Annotated in this window: 20 protein-coding genes; 8 read left to right on the forward strand and 12 right to left on the reverse strand. The window is 68.9% G+C overall.

Annotation, left to right across the window (positions count from 1 at the left end; translation table 11 throughout):
- Positions 1 to 10: 10 nt before the first annotated feature.
- The 4 genes from NDR87_RS04200 to NDR87_RS04215 are packed head-to-tail and all read right to left on the reverse strand — an operon-like array spanning position 11 to position 5,216.
- Positions 11 to 1,627: a class I adenylate-forming enzyme family protein gene (locus NDR87_RS04200; protein ID WP_251910116.1), complete on the reverse strand. Its 1,617-nt coding sequence runs from the start codon at positions 1,625 to 1,627 to the stop codon at positions 11 to 13.
- 12 nt (positions 1,628 to 1,639) lie between these two features.
- Entirely contained in the window at positions 1,640 to 2,932 is a 1,293-nt protein-coding gene (locus NDR87_RS04205; RefSeq protein WP_251910115.1) for a nucleotide sugar dehydrogenase, read from the reverse strand.
- Positions 2,929 to 4,038, reverse strand: coding sequence for a DegT/DnrJ/EryC1/StrS aminotransferase family protein (locus NDR87_RS04210; RefSeq protein ID WP_251910114.1), 1,110 nt, complete (start codon positions 4,036 to 4,038; stop codon positions 2,929 to 2,931). The genes NDR87_RS04205 and NDR87_RS04210 overlap by 4 nt, the downstream gene beginning before the upstream one ends.
- The gene (locus tag NDR87_RS04215; RefSeq protein ID WP_251910113.1) at positions 4,038 to 5,216 is read right to left on the reverse strand and encodes a DegT/DnrJ/EryC1/StrS aminotransferase family protein; all 1,179 of its coding nucleotides are present in this window, start codon (positions 5,214 to 5,216) and stop codon (positions 4,038 to 4,040) included. Before NDR87_RS04215 ends, NDR87_RS04210 begins: the two co-directional genes overlap by 1 nt.
- A 122-nt stretch (positions 5,217 to 5,338) precedes the next feature.
- On the opposite strand from NDR87_RS04215, the gene NDR87_RS04220 reads away from it, so the two are divergent.
- On the forward strand, positions 5,339 to 6,166 hold the full coding sequence (locus tag NDR87_RS04220) for an SDR family NAD(P)-dependent oxidoreductase (RefSeq protein WP_372494097.1): 828 nt from the start codon (positions 5,339 to 5,341) through the stop codon (positions 6,164 to 6,166).
- A gap of 4 nt (positions 6,167 to 6,170) precedes the next feature.
- On the opposite strand, the gene NDR87_RS37665 is transcribed toward NDR87_RS04220, so the two are convergent.
- The 5 genes from NDR87_RS37665 to NDR87_RS04245 all read right to left on the reverse strand — a co-directional run bounded on the left by NDR87_RS37665 (position 6,171) and on the right by NDR87_RS04245 (position 13,364).
- Positions 6,171 to 8,444: a LuxR C-terminal-related transcriptional regulator gene (locus NDR87_RS37665; protein ID WP_251910111.1), complete on the reverse strand. Its 2,274-nt coding sequence runs from the start codon at positions 8,442 to 8,444 to the stop codon at positions 6,171 to 6,173.
- Between the two features lie 304 nt (positions 8,445 to 8,748).
- Positions 8,749 to 9,096 carry a hypothetical protein gene (locus tag NDR87_RS04230; protein WP_251910233.1) on the reverse strand — a complete coding sequence of 116 codons (348 nt, stop codon included), beginning with the start codon at positions 9,094 to 9,096 and terminating at the stop codon, positions 8,749 to 8,751.
- A 78-nt stretch (positions 9,097 to 9,174) separates the two neighbouring features.
- Positions 9,175 to 11,694 (reverse strand): FtsX-like permease family protein, encoded by a 2,520-nt coding sequence (locus NDR87_RS37670; RefSeq protein WP_251910110.1) that lies wholly within the window; start codon positions 11,692 to 11,694, stop codon positions 9,175 to 9,177.
- Positions 11,691 to 12,389: an ABC transporter ATP-binding protein gene (locus NDR87_RS04240; protein WP_251910109.1), complete on the reverse strand. Its 699-nt coding sequence runs from the start codon at positions 12,387 to 12,389 to the stop codon at positions 11,691 to 11,693. The genes NDR87_RS37670 and NDR87_RS04240 overlap by 4 nt, the downstream gene beginning before the upstream one ends.
- 33 nt (positions 12,390 to 12,422) lie before the next feature.
- Complete coding sequence (locus NDR87_RS04245; protein WP_251910108.1) at positions 12,423 to 13,364, reverse strand: prenyltransferase; 942 nt, start codon at positions 13,362 to 13,364, stop codon at positions 12,423 to 12,425.
- 184 nt (positions 13,365 to 13,548) lie between these two features.
- Between NDR87_RS04245 and NDR87_RS04250 the strand changes: the two genes are divergently transcribed.
- Both NDR87_RS04250 and NDR87_RS04255 read left to right on the forward strand, forming a co-directional pair.
- Positions 13,549 to 15,099, forward strand: a complete 1,551-nt coding sequence (locus tag NDR87_RS04250; RefSeq protein WP_251910107.1) for an LVIVD repeat-containing protein — start codon at positions 13,549 to 13,551, stop codon at positions 15,097 to 15,099.
- 1 nt (position 15,100) lies between these two features.
- Positions 15,101 to 15,769: a DUF305 domain-containing protein gene (locus NDR87_RS04255; protein WP_251910106.1), complete on the forward strand. Its 669-nt coding sequence runs from the start codon at positions 15,101 to 15,103 to the stop codon at positions 15,767 to 15,769.
- A gap of 6 nt (positions 15,770 to 15,775) precedes the next feature.
- On the opposite strand, the gene NDR87_RS04260 is transcribed toward NDR87_RS04255, so the two are convergent.
- The gene (locus tag NDR87_RS04260; protein WP_251910105.1) at positions 15,776 to 16,321 is read right to left on the reverse strand and encodes a carboxymuconolactone decarboxylase family protein; all 546 of its coding nucleotides are present in this window, start codon (positions 16,319 to 16,321) and stop codon (positions 15,776 to 15,778) included.
- A gap of 159 nt (positions 16,322 to 16,480) precedes the next feature.
- Here NDR87_RS04260 and NDR87_RS04265 point away from each other — a divergent pair, with 159 nt between their 5' ends.
- Both NDR87_RS04265 and NDR87_RS04270 read left to right on the forward strand, forming a co-directional pair.
- Complete coding sequence (locus NDR87_RS04265; RefSeq protein ID WP_251910104.1) at positions 16,481 to 18,280, forward strand: HSP90 family protein; 1,800 nt, start codon at positions 16,481 to 16,483, stop codon at positions 18,278 to 18,280.
- Positions 18,280 to 21,066, forward strand: coding sequence for a hypothetical protein (locus NDR87_RS04270; RefSeq protein ID WP_251910103.1), 2,787 nt, complete (start codon positions 18,280 to 18,282; stop codon positions 21,064 to 21,066). Before NDR87_RS04265 ends, NDR87_RS04270 begins: the two co-directional genes overlap by 1 nt.
- On the opposite strand, the gene NDR87_RS04275 is transcribed toward NDR87_RS04270, so the two are convergent.
- Positions 21,042 to 21,815 (reverse strand): M15 family metallopeptidase, encoded by a 774-nt coding sequence (locus NDR87_RS04275; RefSeq protein WP_251910102.1) that lies wholly within the window; start codon positions 21,813 to 21,815, stop codon positions 21,042 to 21,044. The genes NDR87_RS04270 and NDR87_RS04275 overlap by 25 nt on opposite strands.
- A 122-nt stretch (positions 21,816 to 21,937) precedes the next feature.
- Here NDR87_RS04275 and NDR87_RS37675 point away from each other — a divergent pair, with 122 nt between their 5' ends.
- From NDR87_RS37675 to NDR87_RS04290, 3 genes are all read left to right on the forward strand, one after another.
- On the forward strand, positions 21,938 to 22,558 hold the full coding sequence (locus tag NDR87_RS37675) for a TetR family transcriptional regulator (RefSeq protein ID WP_251910101.1): 621 nt from the start codon (positions 21,938 to 21,940) through the stop codon (positions 22,556 to 22,558).
- Complete coding sequence (locus NDR87_RS04285) at positions 22,555 to 23,358, forward strand: NAD(P)H-binding protein (RefSeq protein WP_251910100.1); 804 nt, start codon at positions 22,555 to 22,557, stop codon at positions 23,356 to 23,358. The genes NDR87_RS37675 and NDR87_RS04285 overlap by 4 nt, the downstream gene beginning before the upstream one ends.
- 68 nt (positions 23,359 to 23,426) lie before the next feature.
- Positions 23,427 to 23,924 (forward strand): hypothetical protein, encoded by a 498-nt coding sequence (locus tag NDR87_RS04290; protein WP_251910099.1) that lies wholly within the window; start codon positions 23,427 to 23,429, stop codon positions 23,922 to 23,924.
- Between the two features lie 127 nt (positions 23,925 to 24,051).
- Here NDR87_RS04290 and NDR87_RS04295 read toward each other — a convergent pair whose 3' ends face one another.
- Positions 24,052 to 24,663, reverse strand: coding sequence for a TetR/AcrR family transcriptional regulator (locus NDR87_RS04295; RefSeq protein ID WP_251910098.1), 612 nt, complete (start codon positions 24,661 to 24,663; stop codon positions 24,052 to 24,054).
- Between the last annotated feature and the right edge of the window lie 22 nt (positions 24,664 to 24,685).

A 24,685-nucleotide genomic window follows, 5' to 3' on the forward strand; every position in this document is an offset into this window, starting at 1 on the left:
CGCTCCTTCCTCAGGTCCACAGACCCGTGCCGTACCCGGCGTCGGTGCCCAGCACCGCCGCGCGCAACTCGTGCCTGCGCACCTTCCAGGTGGCGGTCCGGGGCAGGTCCTGCCACGGCACGATGATCGGATCGGCCAGCGCGGGCAGATCGGCCACCGCACTGCGCCAGCGCTTCTCGTCGAGGGTGTCGCCGTCCACGCACAGCACCGGCACCGGCAGCTGGCCGGGCACGCCCAGCACGGTCACCTCGGTCGCCTCCGGCACCCGATCCAGCAGCGTGCTCTCCAGGGCGAGTCCGCTCGTGCCCGGGATGATGTCCACCTCGCGATCGACCAGCTTGAGCCGCCACAGCCAGTCGCGGTAGCCGATATCGCCGGTGTTCCACCACTTTCCGCCGTCCTTGCGGTCGTGCCGCTCGCTCTCGCCGAGATAGTTCAGGCAGCGTGCCCGGCTGGCCGCCAGGAGCAGTCCGGGGCGGCCCAGCCCCCGGCGCTTGCCGGTCTCCGGATCGGTCACCCGCACCCGCGAGACGGTCGGCAGCGTCCAACCGACATCGCTGGTCACCGGATTGCCGATGCGGCGCAGCCGCCCCCGGGTGAAGATCGCGCTGGAGATCGGCCCGACCTCGCTCTGCCCCCAGGAGGCGACCCACAGCGGCATCCGGCGCTTCGATGCCGCCAGGAAGGCCCGCACCGTCGGCGGATGCACCATGTCGAAGGTGCTGATGTACAGCCGCACCTGGGTCAGGGCGTCGGCGTGGGTGCGGGTCAGGCCCCGCCAGCGCTGAAAGATGTTGGGGCAGGCCTCGATGCTGGTCGGACGGAACTCCTTCAGCATCCGGCCCACCCGCTCCGGCTCGTGATCGGCGACTACCACCAGCTTCTCCGGCGCGAATCTGGTCTGCGCGACCGCCCAGGTGACCGCTCGCCAGTGTGCGAACGAGATCGACGACAGGACAACGTCTTTGCGGCGGCTCACCACGAACGGAATCGGCATGAGTTCCAGGCGGCTGGCCGCGCGCAGCGTGCGCGGCGACTGCACCACCAGCTTCGGCACCCCCGTGGTGCCGGAGGTGTGGGTCATCAGCAGCGGCTCGTCGTCGCCGACCAGATGGACCGGCGCGGGCCGCGCGGCGGCGAGCGCGTCCTCGAAGGGTATTGCCCCGGTGGGTAATTCGTTTCGATCGAGCGAGACGCCGACGCTCGGCAACACGACCGTGCGCCGTCCGCCCAGCACCTCGTCGCCGGAGTCGACGATGCGGCGGACCACACTCGCCGACATCACCACCAGCGCCGGATCCAGCCGGTGCAGCAGCGCGTGCAGCGCGGTGAGGCTGTTGGCGGCGGCGATATTCGCCGGTGTCGCACCAATTCTGGTGGCCGCGGCCGCGGTCAGGACGAAGTCGAAGTGATTGTCCTTGATCACGGCCAGGCGATCGCCCGGCCGGACGCCGACGCCGTACAGCCAGCCCGCCGTATCGTCCACCAGGCGGGCCAATGCCGCCGCGTCGCAGACGATGCCGCCGTCCGGCGCGATGTCGAACGGCCGGTCCAGATGCAGTGTCGTTTGCTTGGTCCGCTCGGCATGGTCGTGGAACACCGTGCCCAGGTTGATCGGTCGTGCCATACGGGTTCACTCTCAGAGCAGTTCGACATGCGGGTGTCCGGGCAGCCGCCGTCGGCAGTCCAGGACGTAGGACGCGTGGTCGACGACGAGGTCGTAGTCCACGTAGTCGTGGTCGGTAAGGATCACGACCGCGTCGGCGGCCTGCAGATCCCCGGCCGTCGGTTCGGACCGGACCAGCCCGGACAGCTCGGGCTTGTCCGCGATCAGCGCGTCGGCGTAGTGCACCTCCGCGCCGGTCGCGACCAGGCGGCGGCAGACCTCGAGCGCGGGTGAACAGCGCGCATCGGAGACATTCGGCTTGTAGGCCAGGCCGATGGCCAGGACCCGCGCGCCCGGCAGCGCCTTGTCGCGCCGCCGCAATCCCCGTTCCAGCCTGCTCACCACATAGCCGGGCATCTCGCTGTTGATGTCGTCGGCCAGTTCGACCATCCGGAACGGCCGCCCGGTCTCCTGGGCCACCTTCCAATACAGGTAGACCGGATCGATCGGCAGGCAGTGCCCGCCCACGCCCGGACCGGGCAGGAACTTCATGAAGCCGAACGGTTTGGTGCCCGCGACCTCGAGCGCCTGCCAGACATCGATCCCGAGCCGGTCGGCGTGTATCGCGAGCTCGTTCACCAGCGCGATGTTCACCTGCCGGAAGGTGTTCTCGAAGACCTTCGCCAGCTCGGCCACCTTCGGGGTGCCCGCCGCAACGATGTCGTCGAGGAATCCGCCGTAGAAATCCCGGGTGCGCGCGAGGGATTCGGCATCGATCCCGGAGACCACCTTCGGGGTGGTCTCGATGGTCCACCGGACATTGCCCGGATCGATGCGCTCCGGACTGAATCCGAGGGCGAAATCGGCGCCCGGCTCCAGACCCGACTCCTTGCGCAGTATGGGGGCCAGCACCTCCTCGGTGGTGCCCGGGAAGCTGGTCGACTCGAGGATCACCAGGCAGCCCGGCCGCAGCCGCCGTCCCACCTCGACGGCGGCGGTCTCGACATGACCGAGATCGGGGAGCCGCTCGTCGTTCAACGGGGTGGGCACCGTGATGACCGCGATATCGAAATCGGCTAGTTCGGCCGCGTTGTCGGTGGGCCGGTAGCGGCCGGTGCCCAGCAACTGGGCCAGCCGGGTGGAGGTGACGTCCGGAATCGGCGAGAGCCCGCCCGCCAGCGTGCGCACCCGTTCCGGATCGGAGTCGTAGCCCACCACGCCGTAGCCGTTTTCGGCCGCCGCCACGGCCAGTGGCAGGCCCACGTGCCCCTGGCCGAGCACGACCACCTTCGCCCGCCTGCGCGGCGGTGTCGTGACCGCGGTCATGACACGAACTCGCAGACCGAATCGGCGATGTACTCGACCTGGGCGTCGGACAGATGCGGCCAGATCGGGATCGCCAGATTTCGATCCGACACCGATCGGGCGCGCGGCCAGCGGCCGCCAGCGGCCCACGCGGCGAAGGCGGGCTGCTCGGGCAGCGGCACCGGATAGTAGACGTGGGTGCCGATCTCGCGCTCGGTCAGCCAGGCGCGCAGATCCTGGCGGCGGTCCACCAGCAGCGAGTACACGTAGTAGCAGCGGCCGTTGCGGCCGGGCGGGGGCGCGAGGATGCCGTGCTCGGAGAGTTCGGCGAAGCGGTCGGTGTAGTAGTCGGCGATCCGCGCCCGCCGCTCCAGCCGCTCGGCGAAACCGTCGAGGCGGGCGAGCTGGAAGGCGGCGATTATCTCGTCGAAGCGCTTGTTCTGCCCGATGACGTGATGCAGGAACCGGGTCTGGCCGTCCTGGCCGTGATTGCGGTGCATGCGCACCGCCGCGGCCAGCTCCTCGTCCTCGGTGAGCACCATGCCGCCCTCGCCCGCCGTGCCCATCGCCTTCACCTGAAAGAACGAGTACACCCCGAGATCGCCCCAGCGCCCGGCCGGTACGCCGTCCAGCACCGCGCCCTGGGCCACCGCGGAATCCTCGATCAGGGCCAGCTCGTGCCGCCGCGCGATCGCCCGCAGCCGCGGCATATCGGCCATGATCGAGAAGACGTGCGCGGCCATCACCGCCCGGGTGCGCGGGGTCACCGCCGCCTCGGCGGCATCGGGATCGATGACCATCGTCCAGGGGTCGACATCGACGAAAACCGGTGTCGCCCCGGCATTCACGACCGCGCTGGCCACCGGCTGGCAGCAGAAGGCGGGCACGATCACCTCGTCGCCGGGCCCGAGGCCCAGCGCGGCGACGCACAGTTCCAGTCCGCCGGTGCCGCTGGAACAGGCGATGGTGTGCCGCGCACCGGTGGCCGCCGCGATCGCCGCCTCGAATTCCGCGGTCCGCTCCCCGAGAATGAATTTCTGCGCGTCGCCGGTGCCCAGTGCGAACAGCAGTTCCAGCAGCGTCTTACGGTCCGGTTCGAAGAGATCGGGCGGAAAGAATGGAATCATCACCGGCCCCCTCGATAGAATTCGGAAATCGCCGAGCACACCGCGTCGACATCCCGCTCGGTGAGATCGGGGTAGAACGGAAGAGCGATGGCCCGGCCCGCGGCGGCGACCGCATTCGGGAATTCGTCCGCGCTGTTTCTCGCGCCGGCGAAGCAGGGCTGTAGCGGTAAGGGCCGCGGATAATAGATTTCGGTGCCGATACCCCGGGCGGTCAGATATTCGGCCAGTTCGTCGCGCCGCTGCGCCTCGATCAGATAGACGTAGAAAACCGGATCGGTCTTCGCGTTTCGCGGCACCACCCGCGGGGTGCGCACTACGGCGTCGATCCCGGCCAGCCGCTCGTCGTAGGCGGCCGCCAGCCGCGCGCGCCGGGCGATATCGGCGTCCAGCCGGGCCAATTTCGCCAGCAGCACCGCGGCCTGGATGTCGTCGGTCTTGCTGTTGGTGCCCGACACCCCGGACAGGTTGGAAATCCCCGCGATGTGATCGACCGTGCGGCCCATCCGCCCGTGATGGCGCAGCATCTGCACCTCGGCGGCGACGGCCGCGTCATCGGTGATCACCATGCCGGCGTCGCCCAGCGCGCCCAGCGTCTTGGTCGGGAAGAACGACAGCACGCCGCCACGGCCGTGCCGTCCGGCGTGTTTTCCGTTCCAGCGCATGCCGATCGCCTCGGCGCTGTCCTCGAGCAGTTCGATCCCGTGCCGGCGCGCGAAGGCGACCAGTGCGTCCAGGTCGGCGAGCTGGTGGAACAGGTGCACCGGCATGACCGCGCGGGTGCGCTCGGTGATCCGCGCGGCCGCCGCGTCGAGATCCAGGGCGTAGTCACCGGTGTCGGTGATGTCGGCGAACACCGGGGTGGCGTGCACGAGCGCGACCGCGGAGGCACTGGCGAAGAAGGAGTACGCGGGCACGATGACCTCGTCGCCGGGACCGATACCCAGGGCGCGCAGCAGCAGCACCAGGGCGTCGGTGCCGCTGTTGACCGCGACCGCGAATTCGGCTCCGGTGTAATCGGCGACCGCGCGCTCCAACTGCGCGACCTGCCGTCCGTGCGAATACTTCCCGCGGTCGAAAACCGCCTCGACGTTCTGCTGAATTTCCGGCCAGGTTTCTCGAAACGATCGGGCCTGAGAAAAGAAGGGGACCGCGTGCATCTCAACGTCCGATCTGATCATCTGACCTCTGTTCGCCGAACTTCGACTCGCAGTAGACGTTATGTCGCACGATGGAGGGCCTGCACTAGCAAGAACCTGTCGTTGCCTGTACCGGCCGCCGCGGCCGTGGTTGTATCGATCTCATGAGAGCATCGGCCGCACTGCTTCGAACTCCTACTCGCGCCGGTCGATTCACTCGCGGACATCCCATTGCTGGAATGCATATCCTGATAACCGGCGCCTCGTCGGGGATCGGCCGCGCCGCCGCGCTCGAACTGGCGGGCCGGGGCGCCCGGCTGATTCTGGTGGCCCGCCGCGAGCCGGAGTTGCGGCTGGTGCACAAGCAGATTGCGGAATTGGGCGGTGACGCCGAATACCACGCCACCGACCTGTCGCTGCCCGAACAGGTGGACGGGCTGGTCGAGCGGCTCGGCGCCGACGGCGCCCGGGTCGACGTGCTGGTCAACAATGCCGGGCGCTCGATCCGCCGCCCGGTCACCGAATCGCTGGATCGCGCCCACGACTACGAGCGCACGATGGCGATCAACTACTTCGGCGCGGTGCGGCTGACCCTGGGCCTGCTGCCCGGGATGCTCGCGCACGGCAGCGGCCATATCGTCAACATCGGCACCTGGGGCGTGGGATTCGAGACCTCACCGTACTTTTCGGCGTATCTGAGCTCCAAGGCCGCCCTGATCGCCTTCGGCCGCTGCCTCGACGCGGAGCTGGGCGGGCGCGGAATCCACACCACGGCGGTGAATTTCCCGTCGGTGCGGACCGCGATGCTGGCCCCCACCGCCCAGTACGCACGGATGCCCGCCCTGACCCCCGAGGAGGCGGCGAACTGGATCGTCACGGCGATCCGCACCCGCCCGGTGCGCATCGAACCGTATGCGGTACATGCCGTTCGGTTGGTGTCGCTGTTCTCACCGCGGGCGGCGGCGCGACTGTTGCTGCGCGCCGGGATGTGAGGCGCTAACCCAGCCGCCGGACGTCGGAATCCGGCTCGGGCGTGAAGTCGGCCGCCGGATGCTCCAGCGCCGCCTCCCGCTGCACCACGAGCGCCACATGCAGGCGCGACGGACAGTCGAGTTTGATCATCACCTGGCGCAGATGGTTGACCACCGTCCACTCCGACAGCCCGAGGCGGCTGGCGATCATCCGGTTCGTCAGCCCCGTCGCCACCAGTTCGGCGACCTCCCGCTGCCGGGGCGTCAGCACGGCCAGCGGGGGTTCGGCGTCATCCGCGGGCTCCGGCGCCGCGCGCACCCGATCGATCACTTCCGACAACTCCATTCCTGACACGCTCCGCCGGATCTCACAGAACACCTTGTCGCCGAGGGCGTCTCGCCACGAGACGCCGTCCGGCGCGGTGCCCGGCGCGTCGAGCTGGGGTATTCCCTTGCGCCGCCGCAGATGTTCGGCCGCCAGCGACAGCAGCGCGGCGATCTCCAAATGCTCCTCGCCTGCCAGCGCATGCACCCGGGCGCAACCCTCCACGGCCCGGATCGCCTCGAGCACACACCATTCGGCGTCGGCGTGGTCGAGCACGCTCAGATACAGCTGTCGGGCCCGGCGCAGCGTGTCGCGCGAGAGTTGGCTCGCGGCAAGCTCGTTCAGCGCAGCGGCCCCGCCGCGATGGAACTCCGGTTCGAGGGCGCGGCGGCGCGCCTCGGTCCACATGGTGTCGTCGCGGCCGGGCGGATCCGGTAGGGCGAGCAGGGCCAGCGCGATCTCGATCGAGCCGCAGCCGGGATCGAATTCGGGCCCGGCCGCCTCGCCCGCCGCCCGCAGCAGCGCCCGCGCCTCGGTGCGCCGACCGTGCCGCCGCAATGCCTCCCCCAGCAGCGCCGCGCTGCACCGCGCGGCCTCGCCATCGCCGGCCCGGCGCGAGCTCGTCTCGGCCTCGGTGAGCAGCCGCAGCGCGCGTTCGTCGCGACCGGTCCGCAGGGCCCAGCGCCCCAGCAGTTGCAGGCAGCGCCGCGTCGCGGCCGAGGACGATTCGGCCGATCGCGTGGCGAGCACATTGGCGACGACCCGCTCGGCATCGGACAGATAGCCCAGCTGAATCCACGCCTCCTCCAGCACCGCCGCCAGCCGCACCGCGCGCTCCGGGCGGCCCGCCTCGATGAAACCGCCGACCGCGGCAAGAAAGTCGCGCGCCAGCCCGGCCGCGGTCTCCGGCAGGGGCCAGCCCGGACCGTTGCGCCGGATCGAATCGCCGACGGTTTCGGCGAGTTCGGACAGCCGATCGGCGTGATCGGCGCGAATCCGCCTGGCCCGCACCGGATCCGCGCCCAGCATGCGACGGCACCAGGCCCGCACCGGGGCGACCAGCGCATAACTGCCCGCGCCGTGCCGATCGGCGCGGTAGTCGAGCAGGCTGTGGTGCACCAGCGCGGCCAGCGCGGTCGTGGTGGCCTCGGTATCGGCGCCGCCGAGCAGCAGTGCGGTCTCCCGGTCGAGCGCGCAGTGGCACAGCGACAGCCGCAGCAGCAGTTCCACCGCACTCCCGTCGAGGCCGCCGACCCCCCAGGCCACCGCGGCGTGCATGGAGCGGTGCCGCGGCGGGGTGTCGGCGTATCCGGCCGAGACGAGATCGCCGCCCGCCTCGACGAGCCGAAGCGTCCGCACCACACCGACTCTCGCGATGGTGGCGGCCGCCAGCTGCAGGGCCAGCGGAACGCCGTCGAGCACCTGCGCGATCTCGTCGAGCAGCAGCTGATCGGCGAGGGTGATCGCCCCGCGGTAGCGGCTGTCGATGCGATCCAGCAGCAGTCGCGACGCCGGCGCGGAGCCCGGCGGGCCGTCCTCGGTCTGGCTGCCCACGGGCAGCGGGAGCACGCAGAACACCCGCTCCGGATCGAGATTGAGCGGTACGCGGGTGGTCGCGAGGATCACCAGTTCGGGGCAGCGCTGCAGCAGCAGCGCGATATCGCGGGCGATCCGTCCGGCCACCGGATCGCAATTGTCGAGCAGCAGGGCGCGTCGATCGGCGCCGATATCCGCCGCCACATCGGCGAGCAACGCCTCGGCATCGCGATCGGTGTCGGGCGGGCGCAGGTCGCGGCGGACCGCCGCCCGGACGAGGGCCCACGCGGCCGCCCGATCGATCGCCTCGCTCAGCTCGACCACGACGGCCGACTCCCGAAAAGCACTGGTGCGCAGGGCCTCCCGGGCCAGCTGCGTCTTACCCACCCCGGCCGTTCCGGTCAGTGTGACCAACCGAACCCGGTGCTCGGCGAGCACGGACCCCAATTCCGCGAGCTCGGACTCCCGATACTCGACGGCGGAAAAACGATATGCCCCAGCCGATCTCTCGAAGTCCGGAGAGCGACCGGTGGGTGTAACGGTTGCCGTCCGGATATGGTTATCATGTTTCACAGTCCCCCCGATCCGAGTTCTCGCGGCTCGACTCGTACGGCGAACTTTCGGCGCACTGTTGCGCGCTGATCTCTGCGCGCCCCGAGCGCTCACGCAACGGATACGATAACCGGCTTTTCAACCTGAAACAACGTTTCATCCACCTTTGCTCCACGCTCGCCGAAGGGATTCAGCGATCGGCATTCGCGATATAGCAAATTCCTGTCATATAGCCGGTTCCGCGCGCTCGACGAGAATGATCATGGATCTGTGCGCCCTGCCCGACCTCGGTCTTCACCGAAACCTCCCCGAAGATCGAGATTTCGGGAATTCGACCGACGGGCGGTACGAGCAAAAGGATGACGAAGCCGTACAGTTCGATCTCGCCGAGCAGGAACGACCAGTGTGTGGGAAACACCTTGTCGCTCGATCTCTTGACGAACGTCGCCGCGTGATATCGCTGATCGAACGCATTCGCGCGCGCCACCGTACTCATTTGTGTACCACTCCTCTCCGCGACGCTCTGATCGACGCCCACACCGACTGAGCACCGACGCCGAACGGGATCGCGAGGGCATCCTCCGGAGGCTCTCGCGATCCCGTTCGGCGTCGAGTCCTATTCCTGGGCAACCAGTTCCGCGAGCGGGATCTCCTGCGAGGAGCGGCGCGCCACGAACAGCGCGATCAGCAGCGCCGCGAGGGTCAGCGGCAGGCTCAGCACCAGCAGCGGCACCGGAATCGTGATGGGCGGCAGCAGACCGCTCTGCACCGACAGCGCGCTCATCATCGCGGGCATCGCCAGCAGTCCGCCGGGCACCGCCACCACCCAGGCCACCGCCACGATGATGGTCGATTCGATCAGGAGCTGACGGCGCACCGACCGCCGCCGCCCACCGGTCAGCCGGGTCAGCGCGATGGCGCGTTGCCGTTCGGCCAGGCTCGACGCCAGCGTCGCCGCGCCCACCGCGGTGGCCACCACGAACATCACCCACGCGAATGCCTCGAATGCGCTCACCAACCGCCCGGTCAGCGAGACGAAACTCGCCCGCAGACCGGCGTCGTCGATGGTGCGCGCCCGCGGGTACCGGTCGGCCAGCAGCGACCGCACCTGCCGCTCGACCGCCACCCGATCCGCACCGGGGACCAGATCGAGGCAGAAGGTGTTCACCCCGCTCGCGCCGACCAGCAGGCGGAACAGGCCCTCGCTGGCGATCACCGTGCCGCCGTCGGATACCGAATCGTCCACGATCGCGGCGATTCGCACCGTCCGATGCCCGTCGGGCAGCGGCAGATCCAGCGTGGAACCGACATCCTTGCGCTGGATCCGGGCGAAGTTGGAGGTCACCGCGACGGTGTCGTCGGTCGAACTCTCCAGCACATCGACGGGTCCTTCGGTCACCCGCAGCCGGGTGAGTTCGCCCAGCCGCGAGCCGCTCCACGACCACAGCGGATAGCGCGCGCCGTCGATTCCGACACTGGCATAGGAGAATCCGTAGGCCGTGCGCACCCCGGGCACCCGCTCGAGTTCGGCGGCCAGCGCCGTCGGCATGGCCTCGCCGGTGAGCAATTCACCGGTGGGCGCGGCCTGCACGAACAGATTCACCCGCGACCAGCGGTCGACCGAATTGCCGACCTCGTTCTTGATGCTCGTGGACACCCCCGACATGGCGATGGCGGTGACCATGGCGACCGCGAAGGTGATACTCAGCGCCGCGTTGCGCCGCCAGCCCACCTCGAGGTGGCGGCCCACGAACAGCCCGGTCGGCCCCTGCGCGGACCGCCGCAGCACGGTCCCGGCCAGCACCGGGACCACGGTGCACAACACCGCCACCGCATACAGCAGCGGCACCAGCGCGGCCGCCTTCAGCAGGGTCGGGGCCCACAGCAGGATCACGATCGCGAGCACCAGCGCCGCGACGGCCGTCAGCATCGGTGTGGTGATCTTCGACGGCGTGACCGCGGCGGTGTTCCGGTTGTTCACCGCATCGATCGCGGCCACCCGACGCAGTCGCAGCAGTCCGGACAGCCAGGCGAATCCGAACATCACCACCGCACCGCCGAGAGCGCCGAGAACCGCCGGCAGCCAGGGGAATCCGGGATTGAGCGCCTGCTGGGTGAGGTTGGTGATCTGGGTGGTGAAGGCCGACAACCGGCGGCCGAGCAGCAGTCCGGCGGCCGCGCCGATGACATAGGTGACCAGCAGGATCGGAATCATCACCGCGCCCGAGCCGAACATCAGATCGCGCGGGCGCGCGCCGAGCAGGCGCAGCCGCGACAGGATCGGACCGGCATCGGTCAGGACCAGCCGCCAGGTGAGGAACAGCACCACGCTCGCGGTGAGGATCGAGATGGCCGCGAACATGGCCAGAATCGACAGCGGCGTCTTGAACGTGCGGTTGAAGCCGGAGAACAGATCCGCGGGGTCCTTCACCTGCGCGGCCCCGTCCAGTACGGCCGAAACCGCACTGCGCGTTTCGGATTCGTCGAACCGGCCCGGCTTCAGCAGCAGCACATCGGTATTCGTCCCCCGCTCGTAGGCCTTGGCCACGTCGGCAATCGGGGCGATCGCCACCGCGCCGCGATTGGCGAAGTCCTGGCGCAGCAGCCCGGCCACCTTCCACCGGGCCACCCCGGTCGTGGTGGCCACGGCGATATCGTCGCCGGTGCCGATGCCGTGCTCGCCCGCCCACCGCTCGGCCAGATACACCGCGCCCGGCGTGAGCGACATCCGCCCGTCGGCCAGTGCGACGGCCGAGGGGTCCAGCATGCCGGGCAGCATCGGATCCACGCCGAGTACCACGACCGGACGGAACCGGCCGTCGATGTTCAGTTCGGTATTGGCCACCACCATGCGCGAGGTGGCGGCCCCGCCGGAGGCCGCGGCGATCTTGGCAACCATGTCCTCGGACATCCCGGCCTGCGCCTGCGCCTCGACGGCAATGGTCCCGTCCGCCACGCCCTGCACCGGCGCATTGCGAATCGCGCCCATGACGGTGGCCGCGAGCAGCAGCACCGCCGTGGTCAGCATGATGCCGCCGATACCCGCGACGATCGCGGCGATGAGCCGGATCGGCCGCCGCCACCAACCGCGGGCCAGGGCGCGAGCGACCAGCGTGGTCGAGCCCGAACTACTCACGCGCCCACCCGCTCTTCGCTGATCCGCCCGTCGACGAGCCGGATGACGTGATCGGCCTCGCCCACCAGATCCAGATCGTGGGTGACGATCACGCCCGCGGAATTGTGCTGGGTCACCAGCTTCCGGAACAGCCCCATGACGATCCGCCCGTTCTCGGAGTCCAGCGCCCCGGTCGGCTCGTCGGCGAAGACGATCGCGGGCTCGCCGACACAGGCGCGCGCGACCGCCGCCCGCTGCGCCTCGCCACCGGATACCACCGACGGCCAGGCCGACACCCGATGCTCGAGCCCGACCTCGGCGAGGATCTCCTCGGCTCGCCGCAGTGCCTGTCTGGGCTTGGCGCCGCCGAAAATCAATGGCGCGGCGACATTCTCGGCCAGCGTCAGCGACGGCACGAGATTGTCCTTCTGCAGGACGAAACCCAGCCGGGTGGCCCGCAGCCGCGACATCTCCGTCTCGTCGTACGCCTCGAGATCGCGGCCGAGCAACTGCACGGTCCCCTTGGTCGGCCGGTCCAGCCCTGAAAGCAGATTGCACAGCGTGGATTTCCCGCTGCCGCTCTTGCCGACGATCGCCAAGATCTCCCCGGAGCGCACCGTCACACTGCAGTCCTGCACCGCGTGGACGGTGACCTCACCGGCCAGGAAATCCTTGCTGACCGTATCGGCCTCGACCACGACAACTCGATCCGTCATAGACATACCTTCCTGAAGGCCGCGCGGCCGGGGTCAGTGCAGCACAACGAGATTGACCACGACCAGCAGGGCGATCCCCAATTCGTGGATGCGACGCCCGTACTGCCTGGCGAGCAGGGGATCGCGGGCGGCGAAACCCTTCCGGAATTGCACGAGGCGCAGCGCGTACACCGGGATCAGCGCCACCGCGTACCACCAGGACACCGACGTCGCCAACGCAAAACAGATCACGATCACCGGCTCGGCGACGGACAATATGGCGACGATTCGTTTGTAACCGCGTTCGTCGGTGGTGGTGGCCAGATTCAATCGCCCATTGCTGCGATCGACCTCGAGGTCGTTCATATTCGAATACGCCGATACCAGCACCGCCCACAGACCGATCAATACCGCCTGCATGACCGCGACCGCGGCGAGCGTGCCGGAGAAAAGGGTGTAGAACACCGCGACCGGGAGCCCGAAGCCGAAGAACAGCACCAGTTCCTGACCACCGATACGGCTGAGATTCAACCCGTAGGAATACTGCACGCACAGCAGAATCGCGATGAACGAGAACGCGATCAGCCACACCGGATGATGCGGCGCCAGCAGGAAGCCCACGAACACCAGCACGCCCCCGACGATCGCGGTCGACCACGCGCACCAGCGGGCCTCGTCGAGTTCCAGCTGACCGGTGATCAGCGGTTTGGACTCGGCCTTGCGCAGGTAGCTCGGGTTGCCGAGGTAGTTGCGGGCATCCGAGCCGTCCTTGAATCCGGTGATGTCGTCGAACGACGCGGTGGCGTGGTGAACGAGAAAGTAGCCGAGACTCAATGCCACGAAGACAACCCAGTTTCGGCCGTCGCTCAATATCTCGGTGGGCAGCAGTGAAAGCCCGGCGAAAATGAAGAGATGCGGATCGAAGAAATACAGATTTCCCAGCCGTGCATAACCGCGCAGCTTATCCGGTCCCAGCGCCGTCGTATTCATGCCCATGCGCACCTCCTGGCGATCGCGGCCCGCGCGGCTGCGACCGCCGTATTTTCGCAAACTTCGCCCCCTACACCCCATGACAGTTGATTGCCAGTTGCCGACCAGGGGCAATTTCCTGCTAGTGTCCGGCCGCGGGGGCGATGTATAGCGTTATCAGCCGGGCGAAATGCGAAGAGGTGGTTTGCAGATGCGGTCTCGTTCGATGCCTGGCTGTCTGGTGGCGGTGGGGATGGTGCTCGCGGCGGCCGTCCTGCCCGCGCCCGTGACGAGCGCGCAGGACGATCTCGCGACATTCACCGAGGTGGGTACGGAGTCGGTTCCGACCGCCCGCTGCGGACCCGGATCGTCGCCCGAAACCGGTTTGCAGGGCGATGTTCCCGCCGAGGACCGCGACAGCGGACGCAGTAAACAGGGCTACCGCTGCAATGCCTCGTTCGTCGGCGGTTTCCAGGGCACCGGCGGCGGCATGCTGTCGGTGACCTTCGAGCACTGCTCCTATACCGGCACGTTCTTCCCCGGCGAGGTGCTGCGCGGCGACGGCGGCGTCCAGGTCCTGGACGTCTCCGATCCCGCGAATCCGGTGCACACCGCGACGCTGCGCGAACCGGCCATGGCGGGCGGCACCTTCGAGACGTTGAAGGTCAACAAGGCCCGCAAGCTGCTGGCCGCCTCCTCGGTCCCGCTGGGCATCGTCGGCGGCGGCTACTTCTCCATCTACGACATCTCCGATTGCGCGCATCCGCGCCTGCTCAACAAGGCCGCGGGTACCAATATGACGATGCCGCTGCCGTTCCTCTCGCACGAGGGCGGATTCTCACCGGACGGCAACACCTATTGGGCCTCCGGCGTTTTCCCGGGCCTGCTGAGCGCGATCGACGTGTCCGATCCCGCCAATCCGCACATCATCTGGCAGGGCCTCACCGGCGTCGAGGGACACGGTTTCGGCATCAGCCCCGATGGCAACCGGATGTATCTGTCGGCCTGGGCGGGCATGACGGTGCTGGACATCAGCGCGGTGCAGCGGCGCGACCCGAATCCGCAGGTGCCGCATCTGGGTCACCGGTTCTGGCTGGACGGCCAGGTCACCCAGCACAGCATTCCGGTGACCTACAACGGCCATCCCTACACCTTCACCCCCGACGAAATCGGTTCCGGCGGCGTGAAATTGATCGATGTCGCCGATCCGGCGAAGCTGCGGATCGTCGAGAAGATCAAGCTGGCGATCGATCTCCCGCAGAACATCGATGCGAATGTGCGTTCGTCGCAAGGTGGTTCGGTATTGACCTACGATCCGCACTACTGCACGGTCGACCGGCCGGACGATCCGACCGCGCTGGCCTGTTCCTGGTTGTCCTCCGGCATCCGGGTATTCGATGTGCGCGACCCGGGCAATATCCGCGAGATCGCGTACTACAACCCGCCCGCCCGCACGGGCGAGAACCTGAATCTGGTCAATTCGCCGCATGCCCAGGCGTCGGTGATCGGCATGCCGCTGCTGAGCTTCATTTCGATCGCCCGCTCGGCGTTCCAGGGCAATGTGAACATCCTCAACCAGCTGTCCTCCCGGGCCGCGCTGTCGTTCAACGGCGACCTGTCCTCGGACTGGTGCCTGTCGCCGCCGGAATGGCGCGGCACCCAGCTGTGGACCACCTGCAGCGACAACGGTTTCATGGTGATCCAGCTGGACAACAACGTCTACACACCGCCGCCGAACCAGGAATCGACGGTCGGAGCCTGATATGCGACTCGCCTCGAACAGGTGGCTGCTGGTACCGGCCCTCGGACTCGGGGTGCTGCTACTACTGGTGATGGGCGCGGCGCTGCGGCCGCTGATGTGGTCGCAGACCCCCGACGGCGCTGACTGCGTGCGTCTGACCGACGCGGAAATCGGCTTCGCCCAGGACATGTCGGTTCATCACGAGCAGGCGGTCTTCCTCGCCCAGAACCTCGACAAGGGCGCCGACGCCACGGTCGTGACGATAGCCCAGCAGGTCACCGCCACGCAGATCCAGGAGATCGGCACCATGCGCGGCTGGCTCATGCTGCTGGAAAAGCCGCTGCGCCCGGAACATCCGATGGCGTGGACGCATCCGGTGCGGGCCGGGCACGGGTCGGCCCACGCCCAGGACGGCAGCGCGCCACCGGGGACGATGCCCGGCATGGCCAGTTGGGACGAGATCAACGCCCTGTCCCGATTGAAAGGGCGCGATGCCGAAATCCGCTTCCTGCAGTTGATGATTCGACACCATCAGGGCGGGATCGATATGGCCCACAATGCCCTGCCGTTGCTGCGCTCGGCCGCGATCGAGCGCATCGCCCAGGGCATGATCGGGGATCAGACCCAGGAGGTCGGTTACATGATCATGCTGCTGCAGCAGCGCGGCGGCAGCATCCTGCCCTACCCCTGAGTTCGCTCACGCGGGGCGCGACTCGGGCAGGGCGCACACCATGCCGTCGGCCATCCCGGTCGCGCGCACACCCAGCGCCTGATTGATCCGGGCGCGCTGATTCTCCCAGGCGATCGCGGCCGCGAGCTCGGCGAGCTGGGCCTTCGACAGGTGCGTCAGCAGCTGCTCGCGCAGCTCGGCGATGCCGGTGGCCGGGGTGAGCGTGACCGCCTCGGCATAGGCCAGCACCAACTTCTCCAGCTCGGAGTAGGCGTCACTGGTCTTGTACTTCGGCAGATCCAGGATCTGCTGCTCGGTGAGCCCACCCGAATTCGCCAGCGCCGAACCGATATCCAGGCAGTACTCACAGTTGATCATGCCCGCGATCTTGAGCTCGGCCAGCTCCTTCAGCTTCGGATCCAGCCGGTTGGCGAACAGCAGCATCGTCTCGAAGAACAGCGTGCTCAGCAACAGCTGCGGGCGGCGAATCAACCACCCCACCAGATCCGTCCGATTTCGCCGCGCCGATCCGAACGCCCGCATGTACTGCCAAATCCGTTTGATAGCCCGCATGCTCGTGCATCCTTTCCGAGCTCCAGTACCAAACCCCACCGAGCTTCATCCTACGAGCGGGTCAAGTACCCTCCGCCCCCGGTTCCAGTGGCTGTCGTCGGGCCCGTGAAACTCGGGACAATCACTTGTTCTCGTTCTACCGGGAGTTCGGAGGCATTGGTGGAACAAGCGTTTCAGGTCGATCTGCGCGGAATCGTCGACCTGCTCAGCCACCATCTCTACGGCAGTCCGCGGGTGTATGTGCGGGAGTTGCTGCAGAACGCGGTGGATGCCGTCACCGCTCGGCGGGAGCTGGCCGCGGAAGCGCCGGGGCGGGTGTGGATCGAAACCGCCGCGACCACCGGCGACGGCAGTATCCGCGTGCACGACAACGGCATCGGGCTGTCCGAGCCCGAGGTGCACGCGCTGCTGGCGACCATCGGGCGCAGCGGTAAGCGCGACGATCTCGGATTCGCGCGGCACGAATTCCTGGGGCAGTTCGGAATCGGGCTGCTGTCGTGCTTCCTGGTGGCCGATCAGGTCCGGGTGCTCACCCGGTCGGCGCGGGGCGGGGCGACGGTGGCGTGGACCGGATCGGCCGACGGGCGGTACCGGGTGGCCGCCGCGACCGAGCAGCGCGCCGAACCGGGCACCACCGTGATCCTGGCTCCCCGGCAGGGCATGGAACAGTGGGTGGCCGGCGATACGGTCACCGAATTGGCGGGATTGTTCGGCGGCCTGCTGCCGCTGGAGGTCACGGTGGACGGGTGCGCCGTCACCGCGGGTGAACTGCCCTGGCGGGCAGCGCATTCCACACCGGCCGAGCGGGGGGCCGCGCTGTCCGCCTACGCCGAGCAGACCTTCGGCTTCACGCCGCTGGCGACGATCGATCTGAGCTGCGCCGAGGCCGGGCTCACCGGGGTGGCCTTCGTCCTGCCCCATCCGGCCAATCCGGCCGCCCGGGCCGGGCACCGGGTCTACCTCAAGCGCATGCTGATCGCCGAGGCCGTCCCCGGCCTGCTGCCGGACTGGGCCTTCTTCGTCCGCTGCGTGGTCGACTCCACCGAACTGCGCCCGACCGCCAGCCGCGAGGCCCTGTACGAGGACGATCTGCTGGAGGCCACCCGGGAGGCCGTCGGCGGACAGCTCCGCGACTGGCTGGTGGAACTGTCGGCCTCCGATCCGGGCAGCCTCGCGACCTTCCTGCGCATCCACGACCTGGGCGTGAAGGCGCTGGCCCTGCACGACGACGATATGCTGCGCCTGGTGGACCGGTGGCTGCCGGTGGAGACCAATGCCGGTCGCATTCCGCTGGCCGAATTTCGGCGTCGCTTCGGGACTTCGGTGCGCTACACCCCCGCGGTGGAGGAGTTCCGGCAGCTGTCGGCCGTCGCCGCCGCACAGGGCCTGGGCCTGGTGAACGGCGGCTACACCTACATCTCCGAAATTCTCGACCGACTGTCCCGGATCGACCCGGACGTCCTCGTCGAGCGCCTGGATCCCAGCGAGCTGGCCACCCGCTTCGACCTGCTCGATCCGGTCACCGAGCTGGCGCTGCGCCCACTGCTCGACACCGCCCAGCGCGCCCTGGATCGGCTCGACTGCGAGGTGGTGCTGCGGGCCTACGACCCGCCCTCGCTGGCGGCGCTGTATCTGCTCGACCGGGAGACCCAGCACCGGGCCGAGCTGCGCGCCACCCGGGCCCTCGCCGACGACCTCTGGTCGGATGTGCTCGCCGCCTTCGACACCGGGCCGGGGCCGGACCGCCCCCAGCTGGTGCTCAATCATCGAAATCCTTTGGTGCGCAGGATCTCCGGCATTACCGAGCCGCGGCTGGCGACGATGGCGATCGAGGCGCTCTACGTCCAGGCGCTGCTGCTCGGCCAGCATCCGCTGCGCCCGGCCGACACCGCCCTGCTCAACCGATCCTTCGCCGGGCTGCTCGACTGGGCCGTGCACGACACCGAGGGCCACCGCTGATGTCCGCCTCCGAAGACCAGCTCCGCCAACTGTTCGACCAGGCCGATGGACTCCCCTACGGCGATGCCAAGGACGCCCTGCTGGAACAGGCCCTGCGCCACGCCGAGGCGGGCGGGCACACCATGCTCGCCTTCGAGGTGCGCATGCGGATGGTGCAGGCCTACGCGCTCGGCCTCCAGCCCGCCAAGCTGTTCGTGCCCTTCACCCGCTGCCTGGCCGATTACGATCGCGACCCGGCCCGGTACGAGGACTGGGTGCCGGGCATGCTGCGCTGGTATTTCAAATTCGCGGTGAGCGCGATGACGAAATTCCCGGAGGTGCCGCTGGAGCAGGCGCTGGCCGCGCTCGACCAGATGGAGCGGCGCTACCGCGCGGAGGGTCAGAGTCCACACGCCGTCTACGCCTACCGGCACCGGGTGGCCGCCCACATCGGCGACCACGCGGCGGCGGACCACTGGTTCGAGAAATGGCGCACCGCACCGCGCGACGACAATTCCGACTGCGCGGGCTGCGATCCGTCGGCCCAGGCCGACCATCTCGTCGAGCGCGGGCGCGACGAGGCGGCCATCGCGCTGGCGGCCCCGATCCTGCGGGGCGAGCTCGACTGCGAACAGCAGCCGCAGAACATTCTGACCAATCTGCTGCTGCCCTATCTACGCACCGGGCAATTGGAACAGGCCCGCGGCGCGCACCGCCGGGCGTATCGCATCCTGCGCACCCGCCCGGAGGATCTGTCCGATATCGGCGACCATCTCGCGTTCTGTGCCCTGTCCGGCAATCAGGCCCGCGGCCTGGAGATCCTGATCCGCCACCTGGGCTGGCTCGATCGCGCGCCGAGTCCGTTGGACGCCATGCGATTCGCCGCCTCGGCCGCGCTGCTCCTGCGCACGGTCGCCGACGCCGGACACGAGAGCACCACCGTCCCCCGGCCCGCGCACGGGGACCGTCCGGCCACCGAACCGACCGTGCGCGAGCTGCACGCGGAGCTGTCCGCCCAGGCGCTCGCGCTCGCCGCCCGCTTCGACGCGCGCAACGGCACCGATCATCAGACCGCCCTCGTGCGCGCCGTACTCGACAGTGAACCGATCGTGGACCACCTGCCGCTGTCGGTCACCGCGCGGCATCGAGTGCGGCCGGTCGCCGTACCGGATGCCCCCTCGGTCGCCGGGCTGACCGCCGCCGAGATCGTCGAGGCCGCCGAGCGGGCCGCCAACCGCTACGACATGGCGGCCGCCGAAGCGCTGGTGCGGCAACTCGATACGCCGGACGACCCCCGGCTGGCCGCGCGGGCGACGGTGCTGCGGGCCCGGGTGGCGCCGAATCCCCGGGTCGCGGAGGCGCTGTCGGCACGCGCCGCCGAACAGTTCGCCGCGCTCGGCGACGAGAACGGCCGCCAGGCCAACCTCGGTCGCCTCGGCATCTGGCTGTGCGAGCGCGGCGAGACCGAGGAGGGGTTGACCCTGCTCCGCACCGCCCACGAGCATCTGAGCCGGCAGGACGACGCCGTCGAAAGACTCAGGGCCACCGTCCGGCTCGCGATCGGCCTGCGGGCCGCCGGTCTGTTCGACGAGTCCCGGGCGACGTTCGGCAAGGCCGCCGATGCCGCGCGGGCCATCGGCGATCCAGAACTCATCGCCGATATCGCCATGCACCGCACCGGCCTGCCGATCAGGAATTCCGACGAGCTGGCCGAGGCGATCGGTGCGGCGGAACTCGCACTCGCCCGCTATCGCGAGGTGGATATTCCAAGTCGGCTCGCGTTCGCCGCCCACCGCCTGGCATTCCTGCACCGGGCTGGCGACGACGCCGAGGCGGCCCTCGATGCCGCGAGTCGGGCCCTGGCCGCCCTGCCCGCGCACGAGCCGACGGCCGTGCGCTACGAAATGCACGCATTGCGCGGGGAATTGCTGATTCAGCTGGGCCGTTCGGCCGAGGCCGTCGGCGAACTGCTCACCGCCGTGGCCATCGGCACCGCGGACAGCATGCCGGATGTGCCGCTGCGCCAACGGGATCTGGCCGTCGCCTATGCCGAGATCGGGCAGTTGCTCGATGCCGCCGACGTGGCCGAGGAGGCCATTGCCGGGCTGGACCGCATCGATCGCGCCGGGGCCGCGCAGCGCTGCCGGTTCCTGCTCGCCGCCGTGCATCGCGACCTCGGCGAGCTCGAACAGGCCCTCGCGGTCTACGACGAGATCATCGAATTCGAAGGAGCCGGTGGCGATCCCGCGGCCGAGGTCGAGGCCCTCGCCAACGCCGCGGAGATCCTCGATGCCCTCGATCACGATGCCCTTGCGGCACAGCGGTATCGACAGGCGGCCGAGGCCGCCCGCCGCGGCGGCGAGGCCGCCCGGCTGGTCCACTGTCTGTCCAGCGCGGCGCTGTCCTGGCACTGGGCCCGGCGGCCGGAGGAGGCGGTCGCCGACCTCGACGCGGCGGAACGGGCCCTGCGCGAGCTGGCCGCCACCGAGGACGACACCGACCTGATCACCTGGCACCGAGCGCGGCTGAATCACAACGGAGCGCGCATCCTGCTCGCCGCCGGACGCATGGCGGCGGCGGCGGACCGAGCCGCCCTAGCCGCCAGGGATTTCCGCGCCGTCAATTCCCTCGGCAATGCCGCCCGCGCCGACCTCGTGCACGGGCGCGTCCTGCTCGATCTGGGCCGTCCCGACGAGGCCGTGCTCGTCCTCGGCAGGGCCCTGGCCGAAACCGACGAGGACGACCCGGTCCGCCGACCGCTCACCGATGCCCTCGACGCGGCTCAGCGCACCGGGAAATCGAAGTAGATGTCGGGGAAGGGCTCGTCGCGCAGGGTGAAGTGCCACCACTCCTCGGGCAGATTCTCGAATCCATGGTCGGCCATGGCATCGCTCAGCAGCGCCCGCAGTCCCCGCTGGGTGCCGCCGACGGTCGGATTGGCGGTATGCGCGGCCGGATCGAAACAGTCGAAGCCGGTACCGAAGTCGAGGGAGTCGTCACCGAAGCGCTGGCCCGCGGGCAGGAAGCATTCCCGCAGCGAATCACCCGGGTGGTACTGCTCGCTCGCGGGCGCGGGCAGCGCCACGATCGTCACGTCGACCGTACTGCCCCGGGAGTGGCCGGATTTGGCGGCAATGTAGCCGTCGCGGAATAGATTTGCCTTGTCGACGCTGGGATAGAATTCCTTTTTCATCTTCACATCGCCGAGATCGTTTGCCCAGGCGACGAATTGATCAACCGCCCGCTGCGGCCGATAGCAGTCGTAGGTCTTCAGCGACAGCCGCATCGGCGCCAGCTCGCGCTGCACCTCGGCGAGGGCCGCGGCCGCCCGGCGGGTCAGCAGGCATTTCGGCGCCTCGTAACCCGCGATCGGAGAACCGATGAAGTTGTGCACACCGAAGTAGCGGGCATCCACCCGGATCGTCGGATCGACATCGGTGACGGAGACGAAGTCCGCCTCGCCCGGCGCGGGCCGCGCGGATTCCCCGCAGCCCGTCAGTCCCGCCACACCGATCAGCAGCGCACCGGCACACCGCAGCATCCGAAATCGGGTCATGGCAAGGATTGTGGCGCACGGCGGCACCTGCCGCGACAGGTTCGAAGGCGGTCACCGGATGGCTCTCATCCATACTTCTAATTCAATTACCCATTTGTAAAGTACCGTGCTAGCGTGGCCGCGTGCCCACACATCGAGCCCCCGACCCGGACGCCCGCGTCCGCGATGCCGAACGCACTCGGCGCGGCCTGCTGGAGGCGGCCTTCGACGAGTTCTCCACGCGCGGCTTCGCCGGGGCGCGGGTCGGCGACATCGCCGCCCGGGCAGGGGTGAACAAGCAGCTGATCACCTATTACTTCGGCGGGAAGGCCGGGCTGTACGAGGCGCTGCAGCGGCAGTGGCTGGACCGGGAGGCCGGGTTCGCCGATCCGGAGCTGCCGCTCGACGAGCTGACCGTGCGCTATTTGCGGCAGGTGCTGGCCGATCCGCGCGGCATCCGGCTGGCGATCTGGCGGGCGCTGTCGGATGCGGCCCCGACGCCGCCCTCGACCACCGCGGACGATCTCGCCGATGCCGAAAAGCGCAGGGCCCGTGGCGAGATAGCCGCCGACCTCGACCCGGCCGCCGTCCGGCTGGCGATCATGGGCATGGTCGTCGCGCCGGTCCTGCTGCCGGACACCGCCCGCGAGCTGTTCGGCACGGAGCCGGGCACACCGGAATTCGAGCGACACTACGGAGAACAGTTGCGCCGCATCGTCGCCCGGTTCGCACACCCGAAAACCGAACAAGGAGAAGACCAGTGACCTGTCTCGTCACCGGCGCCCGCGGCATTGTCGGCCGCACCGTCATCGATCGGCTGCGCGCCGCCGGAATTCCGGTGCGGGCGGCCAGTTCCCGGCCCGGCGACACCGCGCTGCCCGCCGAGGTCGAGGTGGTCGGGCTGGATCCGCAGCGCCCGGCCACCTACACCACCGCATTGGACGGCGTCGAGCGGGTGTTCATGTATGCCGCCGCCGAGGGCCTGGAGCATTTCATCGCCGCGGCGAAATCGGCCGGCGTGCGCCATATCGCGCTGCTGTCCTCGATCGCCGCCGAGGCGCCCGGCAATCCCATCGGCGATCACCATCTCGGAGTCGAGCGGCCGCTGCGCGCGTCCGGCCTGCCCGTGACGATCCTGCGCCCCGGCGCCTTCGCCGCCAACGCCCGCATGTGGCAGGGCACGATCGGATCCGAACGCGTTGTCCGCCATCCGTTCCCGGACGTGCAGCAGAGCCCGATCCACGAGGCGGACCTCGCCGACGCGGCCGTGACCGCCCTGACCACCCCGGGACACGCGGACAGGATCTATCCGCTGACCGGCCCGCAATCGCTGTCCTTCCGGACAATGGTCGAACTCCTCGCCGCGGCCGTCGGCGAACCGATCCGGCTCGAGCACATCACCTACGATCAGGCCGCCGAATTCGTCTACCGCCCGGTCCTCGAGCTCTGGTCCCGCGCGGGCACCGGCCCGGCACCGGTCGGCCCGACCGTCGAATCCGTCACCGGGAAGCCCGGCCGCACCTTCGCCGAATGGGCCGCCGACCATGCGCGCGATTTCCGGTGACGTGAATTCGGCGAAAATCACGTCGGCAACCCATTGAATTTCGGCCCGGGCGACGGTTCGATCCAAAGATGGATCGGGTCACTTTCGAGGACTACCTCACCCGGCACAATGCCGGGGACTATCGCGGCCTGGCCGAGACCTATTTTCACGCCGAAATCGATATCGAGGTGTCCGGCGGCGTCGTCGCACACGGCCGCGACGCCGCCCTGACCTGGCTGGCGACGGCAGCCACCCAGGTGGCCTCCACCCTGTTCGCCTACGACCTCGAATTCGACCCGAACGGCCTGGAGGTCTGGGCCGACCTCTACGAATGGGCCGAGTCCCGCGACGCGGGCGAGTCTCCGTTCACCGGGCCGATGCACCCCGGCCAGATCCGGCTCACCCCACTGCGCGCGCATTACATTCTGCGCGGCGGCCGCTTCGGCTGCATCGTCGTCGAAAGGGCCGACGGCCCGGTCGAAATCGACAAGCCGGACCCGACCGGCCGCGAGAACACATCGGTCACCGCGCCCGGATCCGCCCGCAGATGGTCCAGCGCCAGAAACACGGCCCGCACCGAGCCGTAACGATCGGTCAGCTCATCGAGCAGACGATGCGTGGGAGTGAATGGGCTCATACCGGCGGCCGTACCCGTTCATCCGGTTTGCTAACTTTTCGCTGCGGAAACAATTCCGCAACGGTCCGCATTGTCGGTCAGGTCGGATCCACGTCCAGGCCGAGCTGGGAGGCCATGGTGATCATCAATTCGAAGGCCTGGTCGACTCGGGCGCGTTCGCCGGTGGTGATGAGGTCGATCTGAAGGCCGCGGATCTGGGCTACAACGAATGTCGCCGCGGCGGCGGCGGTTTCGGGTGCGAAGCCGTAGCGGAGCAGGGATTCCTTGGTGAGGTCGATCCAGTTCCGGATCAGAGCGTCGGGCAGGGCGGTGTCGCGGGTACCGGAATAGCCCGCGGCGGCGGCCAATTCGAACAGCACGCGGAATTGGCGCTGCTCCCGAGGTTGGCACAGGCGGTTCCAGACGGCGCGCAGCAGGTCGGCCCCATTGCTGGTCTCGCTCAGCGCCTCGGAGAGCAGGCGGGATTCGAAATCGACCCGGATGCGCTCGAGCACCTCGGCGATGAGCGCCTCCTTGGTCTCGAAATGCCGGATCAGCGTCGCATGGCTCACCCCCAGCGCCGTCGCCATCGGGCGCAGCGACAGCTCGCTCACCCCGTGGTCGAGCACGTACTCCGTCGCCGCCGCCAGCAGCTCGGGGCGACGATGCTGGTAGCGGAGCTTGCGGCCGTCGATTCTGGTCTCGGTCATCGCAGCCATCGTAGCTGGTCAG

The sequence above is a fragment of the Nocardia sp. CDC159 genome, from assembly GCF_023740735.1.
In the GTDB taxonomy this organism is placed as follows: Bacteria; Actinomycetota; Actinomycetes; order Mycobacteriales; family Mycobacteriaceae; genus Nocardia; species Nocardia pulmonis.

Excerpts from the sequence above, each read along its gene's own strand:
- NDR87_RS04240 (WP_251910109.1), bottom strand. The coding sequence starts at position 12,389 with ATGACGGATCGAGTTGTCGTGGTCGAGGCCGATACGGTCAGCAAGGAT.
- NDR87_RS04270 (WP_251910103.1), top strand. The coding sequence starts at position 18,280 with ATGTCCGCCTCCGAAGACCAGCTCCGCCAACTGTTCGACCAGGCCGAT.
- NDR87_RS04245 (WP_251910108.1), bottom strand. The coding sequence starts at position 13,364 with ATGGGCATGAATACGACGGCGCTGGGACCGGATAAGCTGCGCGGTTAT.
- NDR87_RS04290 (WP_251910099.1), top strand. The coding sequence starts at position 23,427 with ATGGATCGGGTCACTTTCGAGGACTACCTCACCCGGCACAATGCCGGG.
- NDR87_RS04220 (WP_372494097.1), top strand. The coding sequence starts at position 5,339 with ATGAGAGCATCGGCCGCACTGCTTCGAACTCCTACTCGCGCCGGTCGA.
- NDR87_RS04215 (WP_251910113.1), bottom strand. The coding sequence starts at position 5,216 with ATGATCAGATCGGACGTTGAGATGCACGCGGTCCCCTTCTTTTCTCAG.
- NDR87_RS04250 (WP_251910107.1), top strand. The coding sequence starts at position 13,549 with ATGCGGTCTCGTTCGATGCCTGGCTGTCTGGTGGCGGTGGGGATGGTG.
- NDR87_RS04205 (WP_251910115.1), bottom strand. The coding sequence starts at position 2,932 with ATGACCGCGGTCACGACACCGCCGCGCAGGCGGGCGAAGGTGGTCGTG.
- NDR87_RS04200 (WP_251910116.1), bottom strand. The coding sequence starts at position 1,627 with ATGGCACGACCGATCAACCTGGGCACGGTGTTCCACGACCATGCCGAG.
- NDR87_RS04295 (WP_251910098.1), bottom strand. The coding sequence starts at position 24,663 with ATGACCGAGACCAGAATCGACGGCCGCAAGCTCCGCTACCAGCATCGT.
- NDR87_RS04260 (WP_251910105.1), bottom strand. The coding sequence starts at position 16,321 with ATGCGGGCTATCAAACGGATTTGGCAGTACATGCGGGCGTTCGGATCG.
- NDR87_RS04255 (WP_251910106.1), top strand. The coding sequence starts at position 15,101 with ATGCGACTCGCCTCGAACAGGTGGCTGCTGGTACCGGCCCTCGGACTC.
- NDR87_RS04275 (WP_251910102.1), bottom strand. The coding sequence starts at position 21,815 with ATGACCCGATTTCGGATGCTGCGGTGTGCCGGTGCGCTGCTGATCGGT.
- NDR87_RS04210 (WP_251910114.1), bottom strand. The coding sequence starts at position 4,038 with ATGATTCCATTCTTTCCGCCCGATCTCTTCGAACCGGACCGTAAGACG.